Here is a 24,597-nt window from a genome sequence, read left to right on the forward strand (position 1 = left end):
ACCTCAAAGATACCGGGCGATGGTCTTGAGCTCCGCGCGGTCTTCGGCCGAATGCTCGGTGTCGAGGCAGTGGTCCATGTGGTCATGGATCAGCGCGCGCTTGGCATTCACCACGGCCTTTTCTACGGCGTGAAGCTGCTGCGCGATTTCAAGACAGGGTTTGCCTGCCTCGATCATCTCGATCACCGCGCGCAGATGCCCGTCGGCGCGTTTCAGCCGGGCAATGAGGGCGGGGTGGGTTGCGTGCAGATGGGGTTCTGACATAGATACAAGATATCCCCCCGGGGAGGATAGAACAAGACGGCACCGCAGGCGTGCCGCAAGGGTTTCGGGCAGGCTTTCGTGACGCGGACAGGGCAGATATTCATCGGGCGGATCACGACGGCACTTCTGTGCCTGTCGCTGGTGGTCTGGTCGATGCTGCCCAGCCTGTCGCATGTGCCGCGCATCGTCGAGACGCTGACCGAACACGCGCAGATGATCGCCGACCACGGCCATTCGCACGGCTTCGCGGAAGACCTGCTATCGGCGCTGCACGGGCATAGCCACGACGCGATCGACCACGATCACAGCCCGGCCCTTGCCGTGGCCCCCGCCTCTGCAGGCGCATGGCCCGCCACACCGGACGCCTGGCGCCTGCGGGCGTCGCAGACCGGCCCAAACCGCATCTTCCGGATCGAACGACCTCCGCGTGCCTGATCGGTCCCGCGCCACCGCGCGGCTTCATCGATCAGTCACACCACGAACGGAGACCTATTCATGAATTCCAACTCGACGGGCTTCTGCACGCTCGCCTCGCGACGCGCAACCGCCCTGGTCCTGACCATCCTGGCTGTCTACGCCTCAAGCGTCGTGCAGGCGCTGGCCCATGACGTCACCCCCGGCGATGCCGGATACATCCAGGAAATCTGGGGGGTGCATGTCATCTCCTTCATCTATCTCGGCGCCAAGCACATGGTGACGGGCTATGACCACATCCTGTTCCTGCTGGGCGTCGTCTTCTTCCTCTACCGGATGAAGGACGTGGCCATCTACGTCAGCATCTTCGCGCTGGGGCATTCGGTCACGATGCTGGCGGGCGTCTGGTGGGGCTGGGGCATCAACGCCTACATCATCGATGCGATCATCGGCCTGTCGGTGGTCTACAAGGCGCTCGACAACCTCGGGGCCTATCGCAAGTGGTTCGGGGTCCAGCCGAACACCAAACTCGCAACCCTGATCTTTGGCCTGTTCCACGGCACCGGCCTCGCCTCCAAGATCATCGAATACGACATCTCGGAAGATGGCCTTCTGTGGAACCTGCTCGCGTTCAACGTGGGCGTCGAGGTCGGCCAGATCCTTGCCCTCTTCGCGATCCTGATCGTGATGGGCTACTGGCGCCGGTCCGAGCGGTTCATGAGCGAGGCGGTTGTCGCCAACGTCATCATGGTGGGCCTGGGGCTCTGGCTTACCCTCATCCAGATCAACGGCTATCTTGCGGCCGCATAGGGAGACCAGGACATGTTCAATCTCGAGAAAATGCGCGAAGCCATGATGCTGAATGCGGAGAAACCCGATCCGGCCCTGCTGCCCACGCCGCGTCAGCTCCGCCGGTCGACCATCGCGGCTCTGATCGGCGCGACTGTCATCGGGGTCGGCGCCTACCTGCCCGCAGAATACGGGATCGACCCGACGGGCGTGGGCACGGTGCTTGGCCTGACTGAGATGGGCGAAATCAAGCAGGAGCTTGCCCGCGAGGCTGCCGAGGACGCGTTGATCCACGGCGAACAGTCCTCCAGCCTCATGGACGACATCTTCGGCCTGTTCGTCGGTGCCGCCCATGCGCAGGAAGCCTGGACCGACACGGTCAGCTTCACGCTCGATCCCGGTGCCACGGCCGAGATCAAGCTGGTGATGGCCGCAGGCGACGTGGCCGAGTATTCGTGGATGGCCACGGGCGGGCGGATCAACTTCGACCTGCACGCCCACGGCGACGGCCAGTCCATCGACTATGACCGGGGCCGCGGCGCGACCGAGGGCGAGGGCCTCATCGAGGCGCCGTTCCCCGGCGAGCATGGTTGGTTCTGGCGCAACCGCGACGACACGGCGGTGACCGTCACGCTCCAGCTGCGCGGGCGCTACAGCGACATCGTCGAAACCCACTGAGACCGGTGGCGGCCATTCGCCCGGGACAGGGAAACGCCGCTCCCCGCCCACACTGACCGCACGCCTTGCCGAAGCGATACTACGAGTTCGCCCGGGGTAAAGGATCGGAAACTGGCAGACGCGATCGCCGAGCATCCGCAATTCCCACTCTCAGTTTGTGGCGCATCCTCTCAACGCTTTTCGCGCATCGCCGCCTGCAGCGCCGCCCCGAGGGCGCCCTGGCCTTCCGCCGCGCCCTTGGCCTTTGGCGCATGCGTCCCGCCGGGCTTGCCACCGCGCAGCTGCGGGCGGTCCGGCTTGCCCGCGCCCTCCACCGCCGGGCCCTCCCGCCGCATCGAAAGGCCGATCCGTTTGCGCGGAATGTCCACCTCGACGACCCGCACCCGGACAACGTCGCCCGCCTTGACCACCTCGTGGGGGTCCTTGACGAAGCGGTCGGCCAGCTGGCTCACATGCACCAACCCGTCTTGATGCACCCCGATGTCGACAAAGGCGCCGAAGGCCGCCACGTTCGTCACAGTCCCCTCCAGCATCATTCCGGGCTTGAGGTCGCGGATATCTTCGACACCGTCGGCAAATTCCGCCGTGCGGAAGCTCGGGCGCGGATCGCGGCCGGGTTTTTCCAGTTCCGACAGGATGTCGCGCACCGTAGGCAGGCCGAACCTTTCGTCGACGAACTCTTCGGGCCTGAGTCCCTTAAGCGCGGCGCCATGGCCCATGATCGCGCGCAGGTCGCGCCCGCAGGCGGCGACGATGCGGCGCGCAAGCCCGTAGGCTTCGGGATGGACGGAGGAGGCATCGAGCGGCTCGGCCCCGTCGCGGATGCGCAGGAAGCCCGCCGCCTGCTCGAAGGCGCGCGGCCCAAGCCCCGGGACCTTCAGAAGCGCGGCCCGCGTGGCAAAGGCGCCGTGCGCGTCGCGGTGGGCCACCACCGCTTCGGCCAGACGCGCGCCAAGGCCCGAGACATGCGCGAGCAGAGGTGCCGAGGCCGTGTTGAGGTCCACGCCCACCGCGTTCACCGCATCCTCGACCACGCCCTCGAGCGCCTGCGCCAGGCGACGCTGGTCAACGTCATGCTGATACTGGCCCACGCCAATGGATTTCGGCTCGATCTTCACCAGTTCCGCCAACGGGTCCTGCAAGCGCCGCGCGATGGAGACGGCCCCGCGCAGCGACACGTCGAGCGCGGGGAATTCGTGCGCCGCCAGTTCCGAGGCGGAATAGACCGAGGCCCCGGCCTCCGAAACCACGACCTTGACGGGCTTTGGCTCATCCCCGGTCAGGCCGCGCAGGGCATCGGCCACAAAGCGTTCGGTCTCGCGGCTGGCGGTGCCGTTGCCGATGGCGATCAGGTCGACTCCATGCCTGCGGATGAGCGACAGAAGCGTCGCCGCCGCGCCCGCAAGATCGTTCTTCGGCTGGAACGGATAGACCGTCGCGGTATCAAGCAGCTTGCCCGTCGCATCCACCACTGCGGCCTTTACCCCCGTCCGGATACCGGGATCGAGGCCCAGCGTCACCTTGGCCCCCGCGGGTGCGGCCAGAAGCAGGTCACGCAGGTTGCGGGCAAAGACCCCGATGGCCGCCTCATGCGCGCGGGTGCGCAACTCTCCCATCAGGTCGACATACATCGTCATCGAGAGCTTCACCTGCCACGCCCATGCCGCAGCTTGCCTGAGCCAGCGGTCGCCCGGACCATCCCCCGCGCAGCCGAGACGGGCGGCGATGATGCCGATGGCGCGCGGCGGCCCGGTCTCGGCGTCAGGGCCGGGGGCGATGTCGATCGTCACCACCTCTTCCTTGGCGGCGCGCAAGATCGCCAGCGCCCGGTGCGCGGGGATGGAATGCCACGCCTCGCGGTGGTCGAAGTAATCCGAGAACTTGGCGCCCGCGCCTTCCTTGCCGGGGACGACGCGCGCGCTGATGACGCCCTCGCGGCGCATGAAGTCGCGCAAGGCGCCGAGCAGTGTGGCGGTCTCGGAGAGTTCTTCGACAAGGATGTCGCGCGCGCCCGCCAGCGCTTCCTTCACGCTGGAGACGGCCTCGCTCAGATAGACTTCTGCCAATGCCTCGGGGTCGGCCTCGCGGTCGGCCCGGATGGCATCCAGCAGCGGCTGCAACCCGTTCTCGCGGGCGATCATCGCCTTGGTCCGACGCTTGGGTTTGTAAGGCAGGTAGATGTCTTCCAGCGCGGCCTTGGTGTCGGCGTTCACGATCGCGCGGGCCAGGTCTGGGGTCAGCTTGTCCTGGTCGCGGATCGAGGCAAGGATCGTCTCGCGCCGCGCCTCCATCTCGCGCAGGTAGGACAGACGGTTGGCCAGCAGACGCAGTTGCGTGTCGTCGAGGCCTCCTGTCGCCTCCTTGCGGTAGCGTGCCACGAAGGGCACGGTAGACCCTTCGTCAAGCAGACCCGCGGCCGCGGCGACCTGCCCGGCGGAAGCCCCGATCTCGGCAGCGATCTGGCGGTTTATGCGGTCTGCGGTGGTGGTCACGGGCGCGGTCTCCTGCATGGGATGGAGGCCCGGTTTACCGGCTACGCCGAGCCGCGCCAAGGGGCGGGTGATGCAGGTGCGGGATCAAGCGTATATGACATCTTGCGCATCGCTGTTGATCTTGACGCGCTGCAGGGGATGCCGCGGGTGATTTCAGGCAAGAGCTTCAACCAACTCAGCAAGGCGTGCCGCCCTTCCGCGACGGGCTTTGCTTCTATGCCGCGAGAACGTAGAGACGGCCCGACGCGAGGACAACGCACCCGCAGTCGTGATCTCCTGCCGGCGTCGGTACGACCGAAGACGGGTGGGCACGGTGGACAGGAGGTGGTCCTATGTCCGTCAATTTTCTTCCCGTCCTGCGTCCTGTTCGAGTTCCTGTGGCCCAGCCGGATCCACGGCAGCCCGCACCTGTCCACGCGGCAGTATGCGCGGATCGTCCGGGCTTGGGTGATGTCGCTGGGCCTGGAGCCGAGCGCCTACGGCACGCATTCCATGCGACGGACCGAGGTCGAGGTCGCTCATATCTTCAAGAAGACGGGCAACCTGCGCGCGGTCCAGCTGCTGTTGGGGCACACAAAGATGGATAGCACGGTGCGCTACCTCGATGTCGACATCAAAGATGCCTTGGCGCTCTCGGAGGGGATCGACCTGTGAGGCAGATGCGGCCGGCGCGAGCTGGCCGCGCCTGTAGCCCAAAACTACATCATGAAGCAGATCAGCTACACGAGGGCCGCGATCCGGGCTCTGCGCCGGATGCCCGCCAACACCGCCACGCTGATCCGGCCCAAGATCAAGGCCTATGCGACGGACCCTGCCTCACAGGGCAACAACGTGAGGTCCCTCAAGGGGCGAGAGGGGGATCCGGATCCGGCTGCGGGTCGGAGACTGGCGCGTGATCATGGATGACGAGGGCAATGTCCTGGCGGTTCTCGATATCGGCCCGCGCGGCGGCGTCTATGACGGAAAGGGGACTGACATGAACGAGATGGTGACGATCCCGCGCGAGGAATATGATCGCCTTCGGGCGGCGGCCGAAGATCTGGCCGATCTGCAGAGCTATGATCGGGCAAAGGCGGCCTTGGCCGGAAGGCAGGAAGAACTGATCCCCTCCGGCTACGCGAACCGGTTGCTGGACGGGGAAAGCCCGCTGCGTGTCTACCGGGACCTGCGCGGCCTGACCCAAGCCGTGCTGGCCGAGAGGGCCGGGGTCAACCGCGTCACCGTGGCCGAGATCGAGACCGGCCGCAAACAGGGTTCAGTCGCGAGCTTGTGCGCCTTGGCGGTTGCGCTCGACGTTACGCTGGACGATCTGGCTGAGTAGTCGCGGCCCAAAGCTGTCCGCCAATTCGCTCGAATACGGCATGGAAGAACGCCCTAAAGCGGCTGCTCGGTATACTGCGTGATGAACGCGCAGCCATCATGACGGCGATTGCGAACAAGCCAGCCCTACACGGGACGGCAGGGGGCGATCAGATTTCCTCAGGCTGATATGGCTGAGAAAATCCAGAGCCGTTACCGCAGAAGGCGTGTGGTTGCATCCTAAGCCTACGCCCGAGCTCCAAGACTATCGCGAGATTCTGGGTAGCTTCCCGCTCTTGGGCCCGGCCTTCAACACAATGAACCACCGGGAGCCACTCATCCTCGCGGGCCGTCGTGTCGCACCGACAGGTTTGGGATGCAGTGCGCAGCGCTGGCAGACAAGCGCAGCCTAGCCGCCCGTGGTCCCCAGCCAGAGCGCGATTGCCGGAAAGGCCAGCAGCAGCCCCAGCCGGATGAGGTCCACGCCGACAAAAGGCACCAATCCGCGAAAAATGCGGGCTACAGGAACTTCGGGCAGCACCGCCTTCAGAACAAAGACGTTCATCCCCACGGGCGGCGTGATCAGCGCGATCTCGGTCACCACGATGACGACGATGCCAAACCAGACGAGGTCGAACCCTTCGGCCACCACGATGGGCGCGAAAAGCGGCACGAAGATCAGGATGATCGCCATGGAATCCATCACGCAGCCAAGGATTAGGAAAACGGCCAAGATCACGAGGATCAGCGCCATGCCCTCCAGCCCGGTTGCCTCGACCAGCCCCAATACCCCAGCGGCAAGGCCCGACAGAGTCAGCAGCTTGGACAGCATCAGCGCCCCGAAAAGCACCGTGTAGAGCGAGATCGACGTATAGGTCGTGTCGACGATGACCCGGCGCACCATGCGCCACGTCATCCGCCCGCTGACCGCCGCGATCAGCAGGGCAAGGCCCGCTCCCATCCCTGCCGCCTCGGTCGGCGTGAAGAGCTTGGCGTAAAGCCCGCCGATGATCAGCCCGAACAAGAGCAAGAAGGGCCAGACGCGGGTCAGTGACCGCCAGCGATCCGGCCAGCCCGTGACCTCGCCCTTCGGCGCCTCGGACGGGTTGCGGGCGGCGATCAGGCGGATCACCACTAGGTAGAGCATCAGGCCCAAGAGCCCCGGTACCACGCCCGCCACGAACAGGTCGCCGATGTTGGTCTGGGTCAGGATGCCGTAGATCACCATGATGATCGACGGCGGGATCAAGATGCCCAGCGTGCCACCTGCAGCGATGGTCCCCGAGGCCAGCGCCTGCGAATAGCCGTAGCGCTTCATGCTGGGATAGGCGACCTTGGCCATCGTGGCCGCCGTCGCGTAGCTTGATCCGCAGACGGCGGAAAAGCCTGCGCAAGACATCATCGTGGACAGTGCCAGCCCGCCCCGGACATGGCCGACAAAGGCATGGGCAGCACGGAACAGATCCTGCGCGATGCCGGTCTTGGCGATGATGTTGCCCATCAAGATGAACATCGGCACCACGGCCAGATCGTAGTTCAGCACCGCGTCCGAGATGGTGAAGGGCAGAAGCTGAAAGGCGACGGTCCAGTTCACCGCGAGGCCGATGCCCGCGATGGAAACGGCCAGCAGCGCAAAACCAAGCGGCACGCGCAGAAAGGCCAGCAGGATCGCTGCAGCCATGGAAACGGTCCCGACGATCACAGCGGATCCTCCTCGTGGGTGTCGTCCGCGTCGACCATCGGCCCGGTCAGGGCGAGGATCGTGGCGGCAAGGGCCGACAGGGCAAAGCTTGCGGCGATGAACAGATAAAGCGGGCCACGCGGCAGGCGCAGCGCCTGGCTGACCTCGGAAATGCGGGCGGCGTTCAGGCCGTGGCGGATGAAGAGCCACGCCAGTAGGCACAGGATGCCCACCACCAGAATGGCGGTCAGCGCGCGCCACCAGCCCATCCAGCGCTGGCCGATCAGCCGGTCGAACAGGTCGATGGTCAGATGCGCGCCCGCCGCCGTCACCAACGGCAACCCGCAAAAGACGACCAGCGCCATCAGATGTTCGGTGATGTCATGTGCGCCGTAGATGGGCGCGCCGAACAGGCGGCGGCCGATCACATCGGCAAAGGTCAGCGCGACCATGGCCATGAGACACAGGGCCATGACGGTTTCAACCGTGCGCCGCAGCGCCCAGGCGGTGGCAAGCATGTGGGTCTCCTCCCCCGAAAGCGGGACGGGGGAGGCCCCCGTCCCGATCCGCCCGTGATGTCACCGGGCGGTCAGCGCCGCGTAGGTCTCGACGTAGTAGCCCAGCACGGTGGCAGGGTCGGGGACACCGGCTTCGGTGGCGGCCACGATCCAGTCGGCGACCATCGCGTCATAGATCGTGTCGACGGCCCCGATCAGCTCGGGCGAGGCCTGCGCGATGGTGTGACCGGCGGCTGCCAGCGCTTCGGTCGCTGCGGGGTTCTGCGCGTCGAACTGGCGGCCCCATGTGGCCGACAGCGTCTCGCCCGCGATGGCTTCGATCGCGGCCTGATCGGCGGGCGCGATGCTGTCCCAACGGGCGGAGTTCATCACGACGAAGAACGCGGCGTCATAAAGACCCTCGGGAAAGATCGTGTGATGGGTCAGCGCGTCCTCGAGCCGAAAGTTCACGACCGATTCCATGGTGTGGAGCGAGCCGTCGATCACGCCGCTTTCCAGCATCTCGTAGGCGCGGGTTGCGGGGGCGGCGACAGGCACCGCGCCCAGTTCGGTCAGCAGGCGCTCCTGGATCGGGCCCCCCATGCGGAATTTCTGCCCGGCGATATCGGCGGGCGTCAGCATCTGGGTTGCGCCATGGTGCAACTGCCCACCGCCGAACAGGCCAACGGCCAGCATCTCGACCCCGTCGAACACAGGCAGATCCGCCAGATGCGCCTGATAGGTCCGCCACAGCGCGACGCTTTGCGCTTCGGCATCGGTGCCCGCATTGGGGAATTCCGCGAACCACAGCGACACGAAGCGCTCGGGCTCGTAGGTGAAATTGCCCCATGTGATGTCGGCCACGCCGGTGCGGGCCAGTTCCCAATGCTGCGCCGGATTGCCCAGCGGTGCGGGCAGGATCGTGACAGTCACGCGGCCTTCGGTCACTTCGGCAATCTGTGCGGCGAAGGGCGCGAAGAAATCCGTGTGAAGGAAATGCGTCGACGGCACCCAAGACGACATCGTCAGGTTTTGTGCGGCACTTGCGCCTGCGGTGGTGATGAGCAGCGCTGCGGCAAGGGCAGTGGTCGTGCGGAAATTGCGGGTCATTTGGGGTCTCCCTTGGGGTGATCGTGCCCCGCCAGGTCCGGCCGACTCCTCCTGTCGGTGACGGTCTGGGCTTGAGGCGGTCTCAGATTAAGAATAATATTCCGAGACTGTTGCATGTTGAGATAAAACCGACGAGGCTATCCGAGGTATCGGTTGATACCAAAGATGGCACCACCACGGAGCGAGCACGATGAGCGGTCAGAAAACCTTTCGGAACGAACGGCTTACCTATCGTCTCAACATTGTGGCCGACCAGGCCATCGCAGCCAACGACAAGATCTTTGTCCGCGAAACGGGGTGCAGCATCCGCGAATTGCGCGTGTTGCGGCTGATCGACGACACGCCCGGCACCACCTTTCGCGAGATTGCCCATGTGACGGGATTCGAGCGCAGCCTGACCTCGCGCATCATCCAGTCGCTGATCGGGGCGGGATTGATCGAACGGGAAAACGCCGCCGGGGATGCCCGCGTATTCTTGCTGCGCACGACCGCAAAGGGGCAAGAGGTGCGTCGCATCGCCCGCGGCCTGTCCGACCGGCTGGAACTGATCTTGACCGAGCCGCTGTCGCGCGCGGAACTGGAAACGCTCAACGGGCTTGTGGAACGGCTGGCTGTTTGGGTCAGGTCGGACAGCTACCGCAACCGGCTGGAAGATGAGTAGTCTCACAAAAAGATCATCTTGATTTGAGATTGAATAGCCGCTAGGCAAGTCTTGCCATACCAGCCGTCCCGCGAGAGGCCGACGACCATCGGCGCCGAAGGAGCAACCCCCCGGAACCTCTCAGGCAAAAGGACCGTGACGCGCAGGGCGATCTGAAGCGGGCCGTGTGAAACACCCGCAACAGAGGGGACCGATACGCCAAAAGGCGGGCGGTAAACCCTTTGGTCGCGGGAGGTTACCATGACCAGACTAGCCGTTATCGGCGCCGGCATCACCGGCGTCTCGACCGCCTCATCCCTGATGGATCGCGGCCTTGACGTGACGCTCTTCGACCGCAACCGATATGCGGCGATGCAGACATCCTTTGCCAATGGCGGGCAGCTCTCGGCCTCGAATGCCGAGACATGGAATCGCTGGGCGACCGTGTTCAAGGGCATGCGCTGGATGCTGACACGCGGCGCCCCCTTGCTGGTGAACCCCGCCCCAAGCTGGCACAAATACAGCTGGATGGCGGAATTCATCGCCGCGATCCCGCAGTATCGCGACAACACCATCGCCACCGCCCGCATGGCCATCGCCGCGCGCGGGCTCTTGCGGGAAAAGGCGGCGCGCTACGGCTTTGATTTCGATGCCGAGGATCGGGGCATCTTGCACATCTACACCGACCGCGCCGAATTCGCCCATGCGGGCCGTGTCACCGCACTTCTGGCCGAGGCGGGCCTGACGCGCCGCGCGGTGACGCCCGAGGAAATCCGTAGCCTTGAGCCCGCGCTGAGCGGCGATTTCCACGGCGGCTACTACACCGACAGCGACTTCACCGGCGACATCCACCGCTACACCATGGGCCTTGCCCAAGGTATCGCGCGCGACGGCACGGACCTGCGATTTGGCACCGAGATCGAAGGGCTGACCCATGGCCCGGACGGTATATGCGTGACATGGACCCGCGGCGCGGATCGCCAGTCCGAGCTTTTCGACGCAATCGTGATCTGCGCCGGGGTCGAAAGCCGCCGCTTCGCGGCCATGCTGGGCGACCGGGTGAATGTCTATCCGGTCAAGGGCTATTCCATCACTGTGCGGCTGGATGATGAGGCCAGCCAGCAGGCCGCGCCCTGGGTAAGCCTGCTTGACGATCAGGCCAAGATCGTCACCAGCCGCCTTGGCCGCGACCGGTTCCGCATCGCGGGCACGGCGGAATTCAACGGCACAAACCTTGATATCCGCGACGATCGTATCCGCCCGCTGGTGGCGTGGTGCGAGCGGTTCTTTCCGGGCGTCAGCACCGAGCATGCGATCCCATGGGCGGGCCTGCGCCCCATGATGCCCAACATGATGCCCCGCGTCGGGCCGGGCCGCCGCCCGCGCGTCTTCTACAACACCGGCCACGGTCATCTTGGCTGGACGCTGTCGGCGGCCACCGCCGAGATGGTGGCCGAGGCGGTGACGGCAGACGCCACGCTTGCGCCTGCACGCCCCCATGCCCTGCGGATGGCCGCCGAATGACGACCCGCGCCGCAGCCCATCGCACCGGGCTGCGGCGCACTGCGCGTCAGGGTATCGCCCGAGACCCGGCGCATCATCGACAGATCACGCCCCTCGCCCGCATGGTCCGGCTCAACGCAAAGCCAAGAACGGTGACCCAAGTGACCACGATCGACCGCATCGACACCCTGATCCTCGACATCCCCACGATCCGGGGTCACGTTCTGTCGATGGCGACGATGCGGACCCAGGCCGCGGTTCTGGTGCGCATCCGCTTTTCCGACGGCTCCGAAGGCTTGGGCGAAGGCACGACCATCGGCGGTCTCAGCTACGGGCCCGAAAGCCCCGAAAGCATTCGCTCCGCCATCGACACCTACCTTGCCCCCGCCCTGATCGGCCGCGCCGCCGATGACGTGAATGGCGGGGTCCAGCTGATGGACCATGTCGCGCGCGGCAACCGCATCGCCAAAACCGCCGTGGAAATCGCGCTCTGGGATGGCTTGGGCAAGCGCCTTGGCGTGTCGGTCGCGCAGCTTTTCGGCGGCGCGGTCCACACCCGCCTGCCGGTCGCATGGACGCTTGCTTCGGGCAATTCCGACACCGACATCGCCGAAGCCGAACAGATGATCGCCACCGGCCGTCACCGCATCTTCAAGCTCAAGATCGGCAAGCGCGCCGTGGCGGATGATGTGGCCCATGTCGCGCGCATCAAATCCGCCTTGGGCGATGCCGCCAGCATCCGCGTGGACGTGAACCAGACCTGGACCCTGACGGAGGCGCGGCGCGGCCTTCCCGCCCTGCAAGATGCCGGTTGCGAGTTGGTCGAACAGCCGGTCGCCGCGCGGTATCTGGGCGCCATGGCCGAACTGACCCGCAGCCACGCCATCGCCGTGATGGCTGACGAGGCATTGGGCGGCCCCGAGGATGCGCTGGCTGTCGCCGCCAAGGGCGCCGCCGATGTCTTTGCGGTCAAGATCGCGCAATCGGGCGGCCTCAAGCGCGCCGCCGAGGTGGTGGCGATCGGACAGGCGGCGGGCCTTGGCCTTTATGGCGGCACGATGCTGGAAACCGGCCTCAGCACCGCCGCCGCGCTGCAACTGTTTGCCACGGTCGAGCGGCTGGATTGGGGCACCGAGCTGTTCGGCCCGCTGCTGCTGACCGCCGACATTCTGGCCCAACCGATCATCTACCGCGATTTCCATGTCGAAGTGCCGACAGGCCCCGGCATCGGCGCCACGCTCGACCCATACAAGATTGAATTCTACCGCCGCGACCGCGCACCCCGCATCGCGGTGGCGGGCGAATAACCCGCAACCACGCACAAGGGAGGAGACCCGCCATGTTCACCGAAAACACTCTCGACGACCTGTCCAGCCGCCTGAGCGGAATGGTGCAGGACGACCCCGAAAACGGCATTTTCCGCGCCCGCCGGGATATGTTCACCGACGCCGAGCTGTTCGAGCTGGAGATGACCCACATCTTCGAAGGCAACTGGATCTACATGGCGCATGAAAGCCAGATCCCGAACCCCGGCGATTATTTCACGCTGCACATGGGCCGCACGCCGGTGATGATCACCCGCGACAAGGAAGGCAACCTGAACGCGCTGGTCAATGCCTGCTCGCACCGTGGCGCGCAGCTGTGCCGGTTCAAGCGGCGCAATCAAAAGACCTTCACCTGCCCCTTCCACGGCTGGACATTCTCCAACACCGGCAAGCTGCTCAAGGTCAAGGATGCGAATGGCGCGGGCTACCCCGAACAGTTCAACACAGACGGCAGCCATGACCTGACCCGCGTGGCGCGGTTCGAGAATTACCGCGGTTTCCTGTTCGGATCGCTCAACGCCGATGTGCAGCCGCTGGCGGATTATCTGGGTGAGGCGCGGCACATGATCGACATGATCGTCGATCAGGCCGACGACGGGCTTGAAGTGCTGCGCGGCTCGTCGACCTACACCTATGACGGCAACTGGAAGCTTCAGGCCGAAAACGGCGCTGATGGCTACCATGTGTCGTCGGTGCACTGGAACTATGTCGCCACCACCGCCCACCGGACCGAAGACGGCAAGGAAGACCAGATCAAGGCGACCGATGCCTCCAAATGGTCCAAGCAGCGCGGCGGGTTCCATTCCTACGAGAACGGCCACCTTCTGCTGTGGACTCAATGGGCCGACCCGACCAACCGCCCCAATTATCCCCGCCTTGCGGAATGGACAGAGAAGCACGGGAAAACCAAGGCAGACTGGATGGTGGGCGTTCTGCGCAATCTCTGCCTTTATCCCAACGTTTTCCTGATGGACCAGTTCTCCAGCCAGATCCGGGTGTTCCGCCCGATCAGTGTCGATCAGACCGAGGTGACGATCTACTGCATCGCCCCCAAGAATGAGCCGCAAGAAGCCCGCACCCGCCGCATCCGCCAGTACGAGGATTTCTTCAACGCCTCCGGCATGGCGACCCCCGACGATACCGAGGAATTCCGTGCCACGCAGCGCGGCTATGCGGGCGCCGCGCACGCGAAATGGAATGACCTGACGCGCGGCGCGACCCAGTGGATCAAGGGCCCGGATGAGGATGCCAAGGCACTGGGCGTGAACCCGATCCTGTCGGGCGCCCGCACCGAGGACGAGGGCCTTTTCGTCATCCAGCATACGCAATGGACCGAGCGCATGACCGACGCCATCGCCCGGGAGCGCAGCCGCGCCACCCGCGTCGCGGCCGAATGAGCGAGGATCAGACCATGACCATCACCACCCCGATCCGCCCCGATCTGACCTTTGACCAGATCCAGGTGTTCCTTCATGCCGAAGCCCGCGCGCTTGATGACCGCGACTGGGACACATGGCTGTCCTTTTACCACAAGGATTGCCCGTTCTGGATGCCCGCCTGGGATGACGAGGACCGGCTGACCGAAGACCCGGCGAACGAAATGTCCCTGATGTATTACCCCAACAAGCAGGGCATCGAGGATCGCGTGTTCCGCATCAAGACCGACCGGTCCTCGGCCACCTCGCTGCCCGAGCCGCGCACCAACCACAACCTCTCGAACATCGAAGTTATGGCACGCGAGGGGACCACCATCCGCCTGCGCTTCAACTGGCTGACGTTGTCCTATCGCTACGGCAAGACCGACCAGCATTGGGGCACGTCGTTCTACACGATCGACACCACCGAAGGGCAGCCGCTGATCACCGCCAAGAAGGTGGTGCTGAAAAACGACCGCATCCACCATGTGATCGACGTCTACCACATCTGACCCCGGCCCGCCGGGAACCATGAAAGCTCGCGCGCGCCCGGGGAGGGGCCGCGCGGACAGGGGAGGAGACTGCCATGACCAGCTACACCATCGCCCTCAATTTCGAGGATGGCGTGACCCGCGTGATCGCCTGCGACGATGATGAAAAGGTGTCTGACGCCGCGTTCCGGCAAAAGATCAACCTGCCGATGGATTGCCGCGACGGGGTCTGCGGCACCTGCAAGTGTTTCGCCGAAAAGGGCAAATACGCGCTGGAATTCTACATGGACGAGTCGATGTCGGATGAAGAGGCGGCGCAGGGCTATGTCCTGACCTGCCAGATGGTCCCGCAAAGCGATTGCGTGATCCGCGTGCCCGCCTCATCCGCCGTCTGCAAGACAGCGCCCGAGGCCGTGGCGGGCGAGGTTCTGGGCGTGGACCGCTTTTCGGACACGTCCTTTGGCCTGCGGGTGAAACTGGTCCGCCCCATGGGCTTCCTGCCCGGCCAGTATGTCAACGTCACCGTGCCGGGCACGGGCGCGCATCGCTCCTATTCCTTTTCCTCGGCGCCCGGCAGTGACATGGCGACCTTCCTCATCCGCAACCTGCCCGGCGGCGTGATGAGCGGCTATCTGTCGGGCGGCGCGCAGCCGGGCGATGCCGTCACCCTGACCGGCCCGATGGGGGCGTTTTACCTGCGCCCCGTCACGCGGCCGCAGCTGTGGCTTGCCGGCGGCACCGGCCTTGCGCCCTTCCTGTCGATGCTGGAACAGCTTGCCGAACAGTGCACTGATCAGCCCGTGACGCTTTACTATGCTGTCACCCGCGCCGCCGATCTGGTGGAACTTGACCGGGTGCAGGCGCTGGCTGCCCGCATCGGCGGGGTCGAGGTCATCACCATTCTGGCCGCGTCCGATGATGATCACCCGCGCAAGGGCTTCGTCACCGACCATCTGACTGTGGATGACCTGAAGGGCGGCGATGTCGACGTCTACCTTTGCGGCCCGCCGCCGATGGTCGATGCCGTGCGCGCCCATTTCACCACTCTGGGCATCGAACCCGCCAACTTCTTCTACGAGAAGTTCAACCCCACCGAGACCGGGGCCGAAGCTGGGGCCGCCGCCGCATGACGCCCCGTTTCACGGATAAGGTGATGGTCGTCACAGGCGCGGCCCAAGGCATCGGCCGCCGCGTCGCGGAACGCGCCGCTACTGAGGGCGCGCTGGTGCTGGTCGTCGACCGTGCCGCGATCCGCGACGAGGTCGTGACAACGATCCGTGGCGCGGGCGGCGTGGCCGAAGCCTGCGCCGCCGATCTGGAGACATGGGAAGGCTGCGCTGCCGCGATGGAAGAAGCGATCCGCCACTGGGGCCGGATCGACATTCTGGTCAACAACGTCGGCGGCACGATCTGGGCCAAGCCCTATGAGCACTACGAGCCGCACCAGATCGACGCCGAGGTGCGCCGCTCGCTCTTCCCGACGCTCTATTGCTGCCGGGCGGCGCTGGACCACATGCTGCCGCGCGCCTCGGGCGTCATCGTCAATGTCTCGTCCATCGCCACGTGTGGCCTGAACCGCGTGCCCTATGCGGCGGCAAAGGGGGGCGTGAACGCGATCACGGCCAGCCTTGCCTGGGAGGTCGCGGAACGCGGCATCCGCGTCGTCGCCACCGCGCCGGGCGGGACCGAAGCACCGCCGCGCGCCATCCCGCGCAATCCCAACGCGGCACAGGAACAGCCAGCCGACTGGTACCAGACCATCGTCGACCAGACGATCCAGTCCGCGCTGATGAAACGCTACGGAACGCTCGACGAACAGGCAGGCCCGATCCTGTTTCTGGCGTCGGACGATGCCTCCTACATCACCGGCGTCACGTTGCCGGTCGGCGGGGGCGATCTCGGCTAGGCCCGGAGGAGGGGCCGACCAAGTAACTTAACCGGAGGAAATCCCACAATGAAACGCGCTACTCTGGCGACCCTTGCGGCCGCCACCACCCTCGCTTTGCCTGCCGCCACCGCTGCCGACACGGTCGATATCGGCCTCCTTCTGCCCTTTTCGGGCGTCTATGCCTCGCTCGGCAACGAGATAGAGGCGGGTTTCGCCCTTGGTCTTGCAACCTACGGCAACGAACTCGGTGTCGAGATCATCCTGCACCGCGAAGATACCGAGGTGACGCCCGCCGTGGGCCTTGCCCGCACGCGCAAGCTGATCTTGCAAGATGACGTCGACGCCATCGTCGGCATCGTGTCCTCGGGCGTTCTGGGCGCCGTGCGCGATCTGGTCGACGGCGCGGGCGTGCCGCTCATCGTGGCCAATGCCGGCAATGACGAAGCGACGGGCGAGGCCTGCAGCCCATGGATCACCCGCGTCTCGTTTTCCAACGGGCAGGTGAACCGCCCGATGGGCCGCTGGATGGCCGAACAGGGGATCGAGACGGTCTATACGCTGGCCCCCGACTATGCCGCCGGTCGCCAGATGATCGAGGGCTTCGCCGGTGCCTTCACCGAGGCTGGGGGCACCATCCTTGGCAGCGACTTTACCCCCTTCCAACAGACGCAGGATTTCGGCCCCTATATCGCGCAGGCCCAGGCCTCGGGCGCGGATGCGCTGTTCGTGTTCTACGCGGGTGGCGAGGCGATTTCCTTCGTCAACCAATATGCCAGCTTCGGCGCAGGCGACGACCTTCCGCTTTACGGGTCGGGCTTCTTGACCTCGCAGCTTTATGTGGATGCGCAGGGACCTTCGGCCGAGGGCGTTATCACCGCGCTGCATTATGTGCCGACCATCGACAACCCGGAAAACGCGGCTTTCGTCGCTGCTTTCCGCGACGCCACGGGCCGCACGCCGTCGGAATACGCGGTGCAGGGTTATGACGCCGCCCGCGCGCTGGTCGAGGCGCTGGAAACCGGCGCCCGCGACCGCGAGACACTGGGCGCGGCACTGCGTCAGGTCAGCTTTGATGGCCCCCGCGGTGCGCTGGCGATCGACCCCGCGACCAACAACGTGGTCCAGCCGATCTATGTCTACGAGACGGTGACGGGCGAAGGCGGCATGACCCAGATCGTTCTGGCTCAATTGCCTGCCGAGGCCGATCCGGTCAACGGCTGCGCGATGCCGTCAATGCCCACCAACTGAGCCCGAGCGGGCCGCCCGAACCCTTCGGGCGGCCCAAACCCCTCTTGCAGCGCGAGGCTTTGCCATGACCCACGACCTGTCGTTTTGGACCTTGCAGACGCTGAACGCGCTGCAACTGTCCATGCTTCTCTTCCTGCTCTCCATCGGCCTGACGGTCATCTTCGGGCTGATGCATTTCGTGAACCTTGCCCATGGCGCACTTTATGCGCTGGGGGCCTATATCGCGGCCAGCGTTGCCGCCACCGCAGGGTTCTGGGTGGCCATTGTGGTGGCGCCCATCGGCGTCGCGCTGGTCGGGGTGGTGCTTTACGGTGGGCTGATCCAGCGGATGCGCAAATCCGGGCCGATGGCGCAGGTTCTGGTGACCTTTGGCCTGATCTTCGCGCTGCTCGACCTGACGCGCATCTTCTGGGGCGATCTGGCGCTGGCCATGGCCACGCCGCCCGCGCTTTCGGGGCAGGTGGATCTGCTGGGCGTGTCCTACCCTGCCTACCGCCTGTTCATCATCGCACTGGGAGCCGCGATCCTGGCCGCGCTGGCGCTGGCGCTGTCGCGCACGCAAGTGGGTGCCATGATCCGGGCGGGGGTCGACAATGACGCGATGGCGGCCTGCCTTGGCATCAACGTGGAGAGGCTGTTCTTCGTGGTGTTCTGCGTCGGTTGCGCGCTGGCGGGGCTTGCCGGCGCGGTTGCGGCCCCGCTGCTCAGCGTCACGCCGGGCATGGGTCTGCAAATCCTGATCCCAACGCTGATCGTGATCGTGATCGGCGGGCTGGGGTCGCTGAAAGGGGCCATCGCCGGGTCGCTGATCTACGGCTTTGTCCAGACCTTCGGCGCGGTGCTCGCGCCGCAGCTTGCCTCCGTCCTCATCTACGCGCTGCTGGCTGCGGTCCTTGTGATCAAGCCGGTCGGCCTGTTCCCCGCGAAAGGATAAAGCCGATGTTCCGTCACACCCCCCTTCGCTACGCGGTGCTTGCCATTCTGGCCATCGCAGCGCTGATGCAGGCCTTCACCGCCGGCTATTTCGGCCTTGAGATCTTGATCGAGATCTTGATCCTGTGCCTTCTGGTTCTTGCTCTCGATCTGGTCGCGGGCTTTGGCGGCATGGTTTCGCTCTGCCATGGCGCGCTCATGGGCGTGGGGGCCTATGCCTTTGTCGCGCTGAACGCGCTGGCGGGGCTGGACCCTTGGCTTGCCGCGCTGGGTGCCGTCGCCATCACGGCGGCGGTGGCTTGGGTCATCGGGGCTGTCTGCGCGCGCAGCCATGGCATCTATTTCATCATGGCAACGCTGGCTTTCGGGCAGATGGGCTATTCCTATGTCTTCAGCGCGCCGCTCTTTGGTGGCGACGACGGTATCGGCGGGATCGACCGCTTCGATCTGACCGCGCTTGGCATCGACCTGAGCGATAGCCGTACCTTCGCGCTGTTCTGCCTTGCCGTGCTGGCCGCCGCCTACCTGTTCACTGTCGCGATTCTGCGATCCGGCCTTGGCCGGTCGCTTGCGGGCGTGATGCACAACGAGAAACGGATGAAGGCGCTGGGGCTCATCACCTGGCGCGTCAAGGCCGATGTCTTTGGCCTGTCGGGCGTCATCGCCGGTGTCGCGGGGGTTCTGGCCGCGCAGCACATCCAGTTCATCTCGCCCGGCCTGATGAACTGGACCGTTTCGGGCGAGGCGCTGGTCGTCGTCATCCTTGGCGGTTTGGGCACGCTGGTCGGCCCGCTGGTCGGGGCCGCCGCCTTTGTCGTGATGAAGCACCAGCTGGGCGAGATCACGACCTATTGGCACCTGATTGTCGGCGTCATCTTGATCGCCGTGGTGATGAGCCGCGCCAACGGGATCTTCGGCTGGGTCGAGGCGCGCTGGGGCGCGCGCATCGAACGCCGCCTGTCTGACGCCACCCGCGCTTCAACCCCCAAGGAGGTTTCGACCGATGCTTGAGACCCGTAGCCTCACCAAGAGCTTCGGCGCGGTGCATGTCACCCGCGCTGTCTCGCTCAAGCTCGAACGTGGCGAACGCCGCGTGATCCTTGGCCCCAACGGGGCGGGCAAGACGACGCTGTTCAACCTGCTGGTGGGCGAATTGACCCCCGACAGCGGCAGCGTCCATCTGGCGGGCGAAGATGTGACGGCGCTGACCGTGCCGCGCCGCGCCCGCCGGGGCCTGTCGCGCAGCTACCAGAAGAACACCCTGTTTGACGGGCTGACCGTCGAGGAAAACCTTGCCCTTGCCGCCGCCGTCAACACCGGCCACGCCACGCGGCTGTGGTCCGACAGCCTGTCGCGCCCCGAGATCCGCGAGACCTTGGCCGAGGTGGCGCATCAGGTGAACCTGATGCCCTACCTGCACGCCCGCGTTTCGGAGATCAGCTATGGCGTGCGGCGTCAGCTTGAGGTCGGCGTGGCGCTGGCCACAAGGCCCCTTGTCCTGCTGATGGATGAACCAACCAGCGGCGTCGGGCCGGAAATGTCCAAGGGGTTCCACGAGCTTCTGAACAACCTGCCGCGCGATCTGACCCTGCTGATCATCGAACACGACATGGATCTGGCCTTTGACGTGGCCGACACGATCACCGTCCTGAACTACGGCGAGGTCGTGTTCGACGGCCTGCCCGACGCCGCGCGCGGCTCGAAACTGCTCAAGGACATCTATCTGGGGAGTTGGGAAGATGCTTGATCTGAACGCCGTCTCGTCGGGCTATGGCGAAACGCAGGTGCTGCACGGGTTGAGCTTGCGCGCCGAACAGGGCCGGGTGCTGGCCATTCTGGGCCGGAACGGCGCGGGCAAGTCCACGACGCTCAAGACCATCATGGGCCTTTTGCCAACGCGGGACGGCGCGATCCGTTTCGACGGTCGCGCCATGCCCACGCGGCCTTTCGATGTGGTGAAATCAGGCATCGCCTATGTGCCGGAAACGCGCGACATATTCCCGTCCCTCACCGTGCGCGAGAATCTCGAGATCGCGGCGGCGCGCTTCGGGAGCAAGGGCGCGGACTGGACGCTCGACCGCGTCGTGGACCTTTTCCCGCGTCTCGGAGAACGCATGAAGAATGGCGGTGCGGAGCTTTCGGGCGGCGAACAGCAGATGCTGGCCATCGCACGGGGCCTGTTGATGAACCCGCGTCTGTTGATCCTGGACGAGCCGACCGAGGGGCTGGCCCCCATCATCGTGAAACTGATCCACGACAAGCTGATGGATCTGAAACGCGCGGGCCTGTCCATGGTTCTGGTGGAACAGAACTTCGGCTTCGCCACCTCGCTCGCCGATGATGTGGTCGTGGTCAGCAAGGGGCAGGTGGTCTGGACCGGCAGCCCCGCCGCCATCCGCGCCGATGAAGATGTGCAGCACCGCTGGCTGGGTGTATGAGCAGGGCAGGGCGGGCCGCACAGCCGCCCATTCTCCTAGAAGATCTTGCGCGCCACCTTCTGCGCCAGCTTCACGAAATTCGCCACATGCACGCCTTGCTCATCGAGCCGATAGCTGACCGACAGGGCGGTGCGCGCAATCTCGGGCTCGATCTTGAGGAACTTCATCCCCTTGCGGGGCGCGTTCGACACCGACTCGGGCACGATGCAGACGCCTTCGCCCACGGACACGAGGCTCAGCGCTGTCTGTAGGTCCATGCACCACACCCGTAGCGGTGCCTTGAACCCCGCTGCCTCGCAGGCGTTCAGCACGAAATCCGCGTAGCTCGGCCGAGGATACTCCGGGTAAAGGATCAGGTTGTGGGTCTCGAGGCGCTCCAGCTTGGCCACCGTCCGCCCGCCGGTGTCGACGATATCGGGCAGGGCAAGGATCAGCTTTTCCTCCAGCAACTCCCGCGTCACGAATTCTGCGTCCTGAAGCGCGGGCCGGGCAAAGGCCACGTCGAGTTCGCGCGAGACCAGCGCCCGGTGCAGTTGCGCATTGTTCATCGGGATGAGCGACAGGTTCACCTCCGGGTAATTCGCCCGGAAGGAACGGATGATGTTGGGCAAGATCCCGAAGGTCGCCGACCCGACAAAGCCGATCCTCAGCCGCCCCTCGGCCCCTTGGCCCAGACGGCGCACCTCCAGCCGCGTATCCTCCAACTGGGCAAGGATCGACTTGCCGCGCGTCAGCAGCCGCTCGCCCGCCTGCGTCAGCGTGATCGTGCTGCGGCCCCGGTTGAACAAGATCGCGCCCAGTTCCTCCTCCAGCTGCTTGATCTGGCGACTGAGCGGCGGCTGCGCCATGTCGAGCCGTTCGGCGGCGCGGCCGAAATGCAATTCCTCGGCCACGGCGATGAAATAGGTCAGTTGCCGGAAGTTCATCGTCCATCCTCCGTGGCGCGTGCTGGCATCATGCCAAAAAAGAAGGCCCCCGGATATAAATCCGGGGGCCAGTCCGAGGGAGAGTTCAGGGGGTCACTCGGCCGCGACGGCCTGCTCTGCGGCGGCCGCCTTGAGCACGAAGTCAAAGGTGAAATGCAGATCGGTGCCCAGATCCTTGGCTGCCGGGTGGAACTTGCCGATCAGGCTTTCCTTGACCGCGAACACGCTGTCGTCATCCAGCCATGCGCTGTCGGCGTCGTAGATCTGGCTGATGAGCGGGCGATACCCCTCGCGCGAGATGATGAAATGCATGTGGCCGGGCCGGTTCGGGTGATGGCCCATGAAGCGCAGCAATTCGCCCGCCGTCTCGTCATCCGGGATCGGGTAGGGCACGGGTCGCACGGCGACAAAGGCGTAATGGCCGTTCTCGTCGGTCTCGAACCGGCCACGCAGGTTGTATTCCGGCTGATCGGGGTCAAGGTTTTCGTAGATACCGTTGGGCGCGTCTTCCCAGACATCCATCGTCACGCCAGCGATGCCGCGGCCCGCTTCGTCACGGATATAGCCTTCGAAATAAACGGTTTCCTCGTTGTCGAAATGCTTCTGGATGGTCGATGCCCCCTTGGGCAGAACCGGCGGGTTCTCGCGGTAGAAGGGGCCCAGAACGGTCGACTCGCTCTCGCCACCTTCAATCGGGTTGGTCATCATGTCGACCAGAACCTCGATCCCCAGAATATCGCCCAGCAAGATGAATTCCTGCCGGTTGTCGCTGCACAGCTTGCCCGCACGGGCAAGGTAATCGCAGGCCGCCAGGAATTCATGGTGCTGAAGCTTCACGTCCTTCACGAAACCATGCAGGTGGCGGATCAGCCCGGTCGCGATCTCACGCTCGCGCCTCGTGATGTCGCCATGCTTGCCGAGGCTCGCGATCACGACGTCGGTGATGTTTTGTTCGTTGACGATACCCATGGCTTCAATCTCCTCCTGGCATGGCTGCATCTGGTGACGGGACAGGCCCATCGGCCCCCGTTGCCTGCATCTTGCGCGCCATGCCTGCCTTCTTCCCATGCCTGTCACGGTATCAGGTGATACCATATCACGTCAAGATAATCTTAAAATGAGATATAAATTGCCGCGGGTATCGCTCCATACCCCCACCGGCATGGCGACAAGGGCGCGCGCCATGGCAGCAGGGCACAAGGATTTTCTTTGGGACGGAGGCTTTGGTGCTCGCAACCTTCCAGATGGTTCAGGACCGCCTGAACGATACCCCCCACCTGTTGCGGCTCGGGCGGCTGTTCTCCGAGACCGTGCTGGTCGAGATCGACGGGCAGGAGATTTACCTGAGCTTCGAGCAGGGCCATCTGGCCGAGGTGACGCCGGGCCCCAGCCGAAAGACGCCCTGGCGGTTCGCGCTGCGCACCGATGCAGCAGCGCTGGCCGAGTTCTGGCTCGCCCGACCCCAGCCGGGGTTTCACGATATCTTCGGGTTGGTCAAGATCGGGCGCGGACGGATCGACGGTGACATCCTTTGCCTTGTGAAGAATCTCCGCTTCTTCAAGGAGGTGATGGCGCTGCCCCGTGCCATGCAGGGGCGCGTGGCATGAGCTTTGAACCCATCACAGGCCGCTACCTGACCGTCACCGTCGCAGGGACAGCGCACCGCATCTACCTGGAGGAGGCCGGCGCGGGCCGCCCGGTCCTGTGCCTGCACACCGCGGGCGCCGACACCCGGCAATGGCGTCACCTGATGAACGACGCCGCCGTCACCGACACCAATCGCCTCATCGCCTTCGACATGCCGTGGCATGGCAAATCGCTGCCCCCCGAGGGGTGGGAGACGCAGGAATATCTGCTCACGACCGAGGCCTATATCGAAACCGTGCTCGCTGTGGCGGCTGCCTTGGGGCTTGACCGCCCTGTTCTGGCGGGCTGTTCCATGGGCGGGCGCATCGCGCTGCAACTGGCCGCCCTGCATGCCCCTCGCTTCAGCGGCTTCATCGCCATCGAGGCCTCCGATTTCCAGCCAGCCTGGTATGACATCGACTGGTTCCACCGCCCCGACGCCCATGGCGGCGAAATGGGGGCGGCTCTGGTCTCGGCCAATATCTCTCCCTTCGCCCCGCCCACCGAACGCTGGAACACGCTGTGGATGTTCATGCAAAGCGGGCCGGGCGTGTTTCGCGGCGACCTGAGCTTCTACACGAAGGATGACAGCCTGGTGGCCCGTCTTGGCCAAATCGACACCGCGCAAACGCCGGTTCACCTGCTGGTGGGTGCCTATGACCTGACCTGCACCCCTGAGGATGCGCGCCGCACCGCTGCTGCCATTCCCGGTGCGAGCATCGCCGTGATGGACGAGCTTGGGCATTTCCCGATGAGTGAACACCCCGAGGGCTTCGGCCCCCACTTCCTCGACGCGCTGGCACGGATGCCGATGCCCCGCGCCGCCGCTGCCTGACAGGACGATCGACATGACCAACCCTTGCATCATCTGCGTTGCCATCACCGGCTCGCTTCCGACAAAAGCGAACAATCCGGCGGTTCCGATCACGGTTTCGGAACA

The 24,597-nt window shown here is 65.1% G+C and carries 28 protein-coding genes and 1 riboswitch; of the genes, 21 read left to right on the forward strand and 7 right to left on the reverse strand.

The window, feature by feature from the left end:
• Positions 1-3 precede the first annotated feature (3 nt).
• The gene (locus C7455_RS17480) at positions 4-264 is read right to left on the reverse strand and encodes a metal-sensing transcriptional repressor (protein WP_109670426.1); all 261 of its coding nucleotides are present in this window, start codon (positions 262-264) and stop codon (positions 4-6) included.
• Positions 265-342: 78 nt separating this feature from the next.
• Between C7455_RS17480 and C7455_RS17485 the strand changes: the two genes are divergently transcribed.
• From C7455_RS17485 to C7455_RS17495, 3 genes are read left to right on the forward strand one after another with little or no spacing between them, the layout of a single operon-like run.
• Complete coding sequence (locus C7455_RS17485) at positions 343-699, forward strand: hypothetical protein (protein ID WP_245904404.1); 357 nt, start codon at positions 343-345, stop codon at positions 697-699.
• Between the two features lie 60 nt (positions 700-759).
• The gene (locus C7455_RS17490) at positions 760-1,488 is read left to right on the forward strand and encodes a HupE/UreJ family protein (RefSeq protein ID WP_109670428.1); all 729 of its coding nucleotides are present in this window, start codon (positions 760-762) and stop codon (positions 1,486-1,488) included.
• Positions 1,489-1,500: 12 nt separating this feature from the next.
• On the forward strand, positions 1,501-2,145 hold the full coding sequence (locus C7455_RS17495; protein WP_425450656.1) for a transmembrane anchor protein: 645 nt from the start codon (positions 1,501-1,503) through the stop codon (positions 2,143-2,145).
• A 170-nt stretch (positions 2,146-2,315) separates the two neighbouring features.
• On the opposite strand, the gene C7455_RS17500 is transcribed toward C7455_RS17495, so the two are convergent.
• On the reverse strand, positions 2,316-4,637 hold the full coding sequence (locus C7455_RS17500; RefSeq protein WP_109670484.1) for a Tex family protein: 2,322 nt from the start codon (positions 4,635-4,637) through the stop codon (positions 2,316-2,318).
• Positions 4,638-4,658: 21 nt separating this feature from the next.
• Here C7455_RS17500 and C7455_RS20510 point away from each other — a divergent pair, with 21 nt between their 5' ends.
• The 3 genes from C7455_RS20510 to C7455_RS17515 are packed head-to-tail and all read left to right on the forward strand — an operon-like array spanning position 4,659 to position 5,958.
• Positions 4,659-5,291, forward strand: a complete 633-nt coding sequence (locus C7455_RS20510) for a tyrosine-type recombinase/integrase (RefSeq protein ID WP_245904405.1) — start codon at positions 4,659-4,661, stop codon at positions 5,289-5,291.
• A 51-nt stretch (positions 5,292-5,342) separates the two neighbouring features.
• The gene (locus tag C7455_RS17510; protein WP_245904406.1) at positions 5,343-5,543 is read left to right on the forward strand and encodes a type II toxin-antitoxin system RelE family toxin; all 201 of its coding nucleotides are present in this window, start codon (positions 5,343-5,345) and stop codon (positions 5,541-5,543) included.
• Positions 5,536-5,958, forward strand: a complete 423-nt coding sequence (locus tag C7455_RS17515) for a helix-turn-helix transcriptional regulator (RefSeq protein WP_245904407.1) — start codon at positions 5,536-5,538, stop codon at positions 5,956-5,958. Before C7455_RS17510 ends, C7455_RS17515 begins: the two co-directional genes overlap by 8 nt.
• A gap of 387 nt (positions 5,959-6,345) precedes the next feature.
• Here C7455_RS17515 and C7455_RS17520 read toward each other — a convergent pair whose 3' ends face one another.
• From C7455_RS17520 to C7455_RS17530, 3 genes are read right to left on the reverse strand one after another with little or no spacing between them, the layout of a single operon-like run.
• Positions 6,346-7,617, reverse strand: coding sequence for a TRAP transporter large permease (locus tag C7455_RS17520; RefSeq protein ID WP_245904408.1), 1,272 nt, complete (start codon positions 7,615-7,617; stop codon positions 6,346-6,348).
• A gap of 17 nt (positions 7,618-7,634) precedes the next feature.
• Entirely contained in the window at positions 7,635-8,135 is a 501-nt protein-coding gene (locus C7455_RS17525) for a TRAP transporter small permease (RefSeq protein ID WP_109670432.1), read from the reverse strand.
• A gap of 60 nt (positions 8,136-8,195) precedes the next feature.
• Complete coding sequence (locus C7455_RS17530) at positions 8,196-9,224, reverse strand: TRAP transporter substrate-binding protein (protein ID WP_109670434.1); 1,029 nt, start codon at positions 9,222-9,224, stop codon at positions 8,196-8,198.
• Between the two features lie 190 nt (positions 9,225-9,414).
• Between C7455_RS17530 and C7455_RS17535 the strand changes: the two genes are divergently transcribed.
• The 12 genes from C7455_RS17535 to C7455_RS17590 all read left to right on the forward strand — a co-directional run bounded on the left by C7455_RS17535 (position 9,415) and on the right by C7455_RS17590 (position 21,105).
• A complete protein-coding gene (locus tag C7455_RS17535) occupies positions 9,415-9,885 on the forward strand; it encodes a MarR family winged helix-turn-helix transcriptional regulator (RefSeq protein ID WP_109670436.1) in 471 nt (156 codons plus the stop codon).
• A gap of 59 nt (positions 9,886-9,944) precedes the next feature.
• Positions 9,945-10,031: riboswitch (glycine riboswitch) on the forward strand.
• Positions 10,032-10,125: 94 nt separating this feature from the next.
• Positions 10,126-11,388: a D-amino acid dehydrogenase gene (locus C7455_RS17540; RefSeq protein ID WP_109670437.1), complete on the forward strand. Its 1,263-nt coding sequence runs from the start codon at positions 10,126-10,128 to the stop codon at positions 11,386-11,388.
• A complete protein-coding gene (locus C7455_RS17545) occupies positions 11,385-12,674 on the forward strand; it encodes a muconate cycloisomerase family protein (RefSeq protein WP_281269424.1) in 1,290 nt (429 codons plus the stop codon). The genes C7455_RS17540 and C7455_RS17545 overlap by 4 nt, the downstream gene beginning before the upstream one ends.
• A gap of 32 nt (positions 12,675-12,706) precedes the next feature.
• Complete coding sequence (benA, locus tag C7455_RS17550) at positions 12,707-14,089, forward strand: benzoate 1,2-dioxygenase large subunit (RefSeq protein ID WP_109670439.1); 1,383 nt, start codon at positions 12,707-12,709, stop codon at positions 14,087-14,089.
• Positions 14,090-14,103: 14 nt separating this feature from the next.
• Positions 14,104-14,619: a benzoate 1,2-dioxygenase small subunit gene (gene benB / locus C7455_RS17555; RefSeq protein WP_109670491.1), complete on the forward strand. Its 516-nt coding sequence runs from the start codon at positions 14,104-14,106 to the stop codon at positions 14,617-14,619.
• Between the two features lie 74 nt (positions 14,620-14,693).
• On the forward strand, positions 14,694-15,728 hold the full coding sequence (gene benC / locus C7455_RS17560; RefSeq protein ID WP_109670441.1) for a benzoate 1,2-dioxygenase electron transfer component BenC: 1,035 nt from the start codon (positions 14,694-14,696) through the stop codon (positions 15,726-15,728).
• Positions 15,725-16,504: a benzoate diol dehydrogenase BenD gene (gene benD / locus C7455_RS17565; RefSeq protein ID WP_109670443.1), complete on the forward strand. Its 780-nt coding sequence runs from the start codon at positions 15,725-15,727 to the stop codon at positions 16,502-16,504. Before benC ends, benD begins: the two co-directional genes overlap by 4 nt.
• A 48-nt stretch (positions 16,505-16,552) precedes the next feature.
• The gene (locus C7455_RS17570) at positions 16,553-17,734 is read left to right on the forward strand and encodes an ABC transporter substrate-binding protein (protein ID WP_109670445.1); all 1,182 of its coding nucleotides are present in this window, start codon (positions 16,553-16,555) and stop codon (positions 17,732-17,734) included.
• 64 nt (positions 17,735-17,798) lie between these two features.
• On the forward strand, positions 17,799-18,668 hold the full coding sequence (locus C7455_RS17575; protein ID WP_109670447.1) for a branched-chain amino acid ABC transporter permease: 870 nt from the start codon (positions 17,799-17,801) through the stop codon (positions 18,666-18,668).
• Positions 18,669-18,673: 5 nt separating this feature from the next.
• A complete protein-coding gene (locus tag C7455_RS17580) occupies positions 18,674-19,678 on the forward strand; it encodes a branched-chain amino acid ABC transporter permease (RefSeq protein ID WP_109670449.1) in 1,005 nt (334 codons plus the stop codon).
• A complete protein-coding gene (locus C7455_RS17585) occupies positions 19,671-20,414 on the forward strand; it encodes an ABC transporter ATP-binding protein (RefSeq protein ID WP_109670451.1) in 744 nt (247 codons plus the stop codon). The genes C7455_RS17580 and C7455_RS17585 overlap by 8 nt, the downstream gene beginning before the upstream one ends.
• Positions 20,407-21,105, forward strand: coding sequence for an ABC transporter ATP-binding protein (locus tag C7455_RS17590; RefSeq protein WP_109670453.1), 699 nt, complete (start codon positions 20,407-20,409; stop codon positions 21,103-21,105). Before C7455_RS17585 ends, C7455_RS17590 begins: the two co-directional genes overlap by 8 nt.
• A gap of 35 nt (positions 21,106-21,140) precedes the next feature.
• Here C7455_RS17590 and C7455_RS17595 read toward each other — a convergent pair whose 3' ends face one another.
• Both C7455_RS17595 and C7455_RS17600 read right to left on the reverse strand, forming a co-directional pair.
• Positions 21,141-22,031: a LysR family transcriptional regulator gene (locus tag C7455_RS17595; protein WP_109670455.1), complete on the reverse strand. Its 891-nt coding sequence runs from the start codon at positions 22,029-22,031 to the stop codon at positions 21,141-21,143.
• 93 nt (positions 22,032-22,124) lie between these two features.
• Complete coding sequence (locus tag C7455_RS17600; RefSeq protein WP_109670493.1) at positions 22,125-23,000, reverse strand: dioxygenase family protein; 876 nt, start codon at positions 22,998-23,000, stop codon at positions 22,125-22,127.
• A 257-nt stretch (positions 23,001-23,257) separates the two neighbouring features.
• Here C7455_RS17600 and C7455_RS17605 point away from each other — a divergent pair, with 257 nt between their 5' ends.
• The 3 genes from C7455_RS17605 to C7455_RS20515 all read left to right on the forward strand — a co-directional run.
• Complete coding sequence (locus C7455_RS17605) at positions 23,258-23,638, forward strand: hypothetical protein (protein ID WP_245904409.1); 381 nt, start codon at positions 23,258-23,260, stop codon at positions 23,636-23,638.
• Entirely contained in the window at positions 23,635-24,492 is an 858-nt protein-coding gene (locus tag C7455_RS17610) for an alpha/beta fold hydrolase (RefSeq protein ID WP_109670457.1), read from the forward strand. The genes C7455_RS17605 and C7455_RS17610 overlap by 4 nt, the downstream gene beginning before the upstream one ends.
• Positions 24,493-24,505: 13 nt before the next feature.
• A partial coding sequence (locus C7455_RS20515) for a 3-keto-5-aminohexanoate cleavage protein (RefSeq protein ID WP_146199944.1) occupies positions 24,506-24,597 on the forward strand: 92 nt, incomplete at its 3' end.

Origin of the sequence: Roseicyclus mahoneyensis (genome assembly GCF_003148775.1) — a bacterium.
Classification (GTDB): Bacteria; Pseudomonadota; Alphaproteobacteria; order Rhodobacterales; family Rhodobacteraceae; genus Roseicyclus; species Roseicyclus mahoneyensis.

What these genes read in the sequence shown, in the direction of transcription:
- C7455_RS17585 (WP_109670451.1), top strand. Translation starts at nt 19,671, where the DNA reads ATGCTTGAGACCCGTAGCCTCACCAAGAGCTTCGGCGCGGTGCATGTC.
- C7455_RS17540 (WP_109670437.1), top strand. Translation starts at nt 10,126, where the DNA reads ATGACCAGACTAGCCGTTATCGGCGCCGGCATCACCGGCGTCTCGACC.
- C7455_RS17580 (WP_109670449.1), top strand. Translation starts at nt 18,674, where the DNA reads ATGTTCCGTCACACCCCCCTTCGCTACGCGGTGCTTGCCATTCTGGCC.
- benB (WP_109670491.1), top strand. Translation starts at nt 14,104, where the DNA reads ATGACCATCACCACCCCGATCCGCCCCGATCTGACCTTTGACCAGATC.
- C7455_RS20510 (WP_245904405.1), top strand. Translation starts at nt 4,659, where the DNA reads ATGGAGGCCCGGTTTACCGGCTACGCCGAGCCGCGCCAAGGGGCGGGT.
- C7455_RS17575 (WP_109670447.1), top strand. Translation starts at nt 17,799, where the DNA reads ATGACCCACGACCTGTCGTTTTGGACCTTGCAGACGCTGAACGCGCTG.
- C7455_RS17515 (WP_245904407.1), top strand. Translation starts at nt 5,536, where the DNA reads ATGGATGACGAGGGCAATGTCCTGGCGGTTCTCGATATCGGCCCGCGC.
- benA (WP_109670439.1), top strand. Translation starts at nt 12,707, where the DNA reads ATGTTCACCGAAAACACTCTCGACGACCTGTCCAGCCGCCTGAGCGGA.
- C7455_RS17510 (WP_245904406.1), top strand. Translation starts at nt 5,343, where the DNA reads ATGAAGCAGATCAGCTACACGAGGGCCGCGATCCGGGCTCTGCGCCGG.
- C7455_RS17545 (WP_281269424.1), top strand. Translation starts at nt 11,385, where the DNA reads ATGACGACCCGCGCCGCAGCCCATCGCACCGGGCTGCGGCGCACTGCG.
- benD (WP_109670443.1), top strand. Translation starts at nt 15,725, where the DNA reads ATGACGCCCCGTTTCACGGATAAGGTGATGGTCGTCACAGGCGCGGCC.
- C7455_RS17535 (WP_109670436.1), top strand. Translation starts at nt 9,415, where the DNA reads ATGAGCGGTCAGAAAACCTTTCGGAACGAACGGCTTACCTATCGTCTC.
- C7455_RS17590 (WP_109670453.1), top strand. Translation starts at nt 20,407, where the DNA reads ATGCTTGATCTGAACGCCGTCTCGTCGGGCTATGGCGAAACGCAGGTG.
- C7455_RS17610 (WP_109670457.1), top strand. Translation starts at nt 23,635, where the DNA reads ATGAGCTTTGAACCCATCACAGGCCGCTACCTGACCGTCACCGTCGCA.
- benC (WP_109670441.1), top strand. Translation starts at nt 14,694, where the DNA reads ATGACCAGCTACACCATCGCCCTCAATTTCGAGGATGGCGTGACCCGC.
- C7455_RS17530 (WP_109670434.1), bottom strand. Translation starts at nt 9,224, where the DNA reads ATGACCCGCAATTTCCGCACGACCACTGCCCTTGCCGCAGCGCTGCTC.
- C7455_RS17570 (WP_109670445.1), top strand. Translation starts at nt 16,553, where the DNA reads ATGAAACGCGCTACTCTGGCGACCCTTGCGGCCGCCACCACCCTCGCT.
- C7455_RS17600 (WP_109670493.1), bottom strand. Translation starts at nt 23,000, where the DNA reads ATGGGTATCGTCAACGAACAAAACATCACCGACGTCGTGATCGCGAGC.
- C7455_RS17525 (WP_109670432.1), bottom strand. Translation starts at nt 8,135, where the DNA reads ATGCTTGCCACCGCCTGGGCGCTGCGGCGCACGGTTGAAACCGTCATG.
- C7455_RS17490 (WP_109670428.1), top strand. Translation starts at nt 760, where the DNA reads ATGAATTCCAACTCGACGGGCTTCTGCACGCTCGCCTCGCGACGCGCA.
- C7455_RS17520 (WP_245904408.1), bottom strand. Translation starts at nt 7,617, where the DNA reads ATGGCTGCAGCGATCCTGCTGGCCTTTCTGCGCGTGCCGCTTGGTTTT.
- C7455_RS17495 (WP_425450656.1), top strand. Translation starts at nt 1,501, where the DNA reads ATGTTCAATCTCGAGAAAATGCGCGAAGCCATGATGCTGAATGCGGAG.
- C7455_RS17480 (WP_109670426.1), bottom strand. Translation starts at nt 264, where the DNA reads ATGTCAGAACCCCATCTGCACGCAACCCACCCCGCCCTCATTGCCCGG.
- C7455_RS17595 (WP_109670455.1), bottom strand. Translation starts at nt 22,031, where the DNA reads ATGAACTTCCGGCAACTGACCTATTTCATCGCCGTGGCCGAGGAATTG.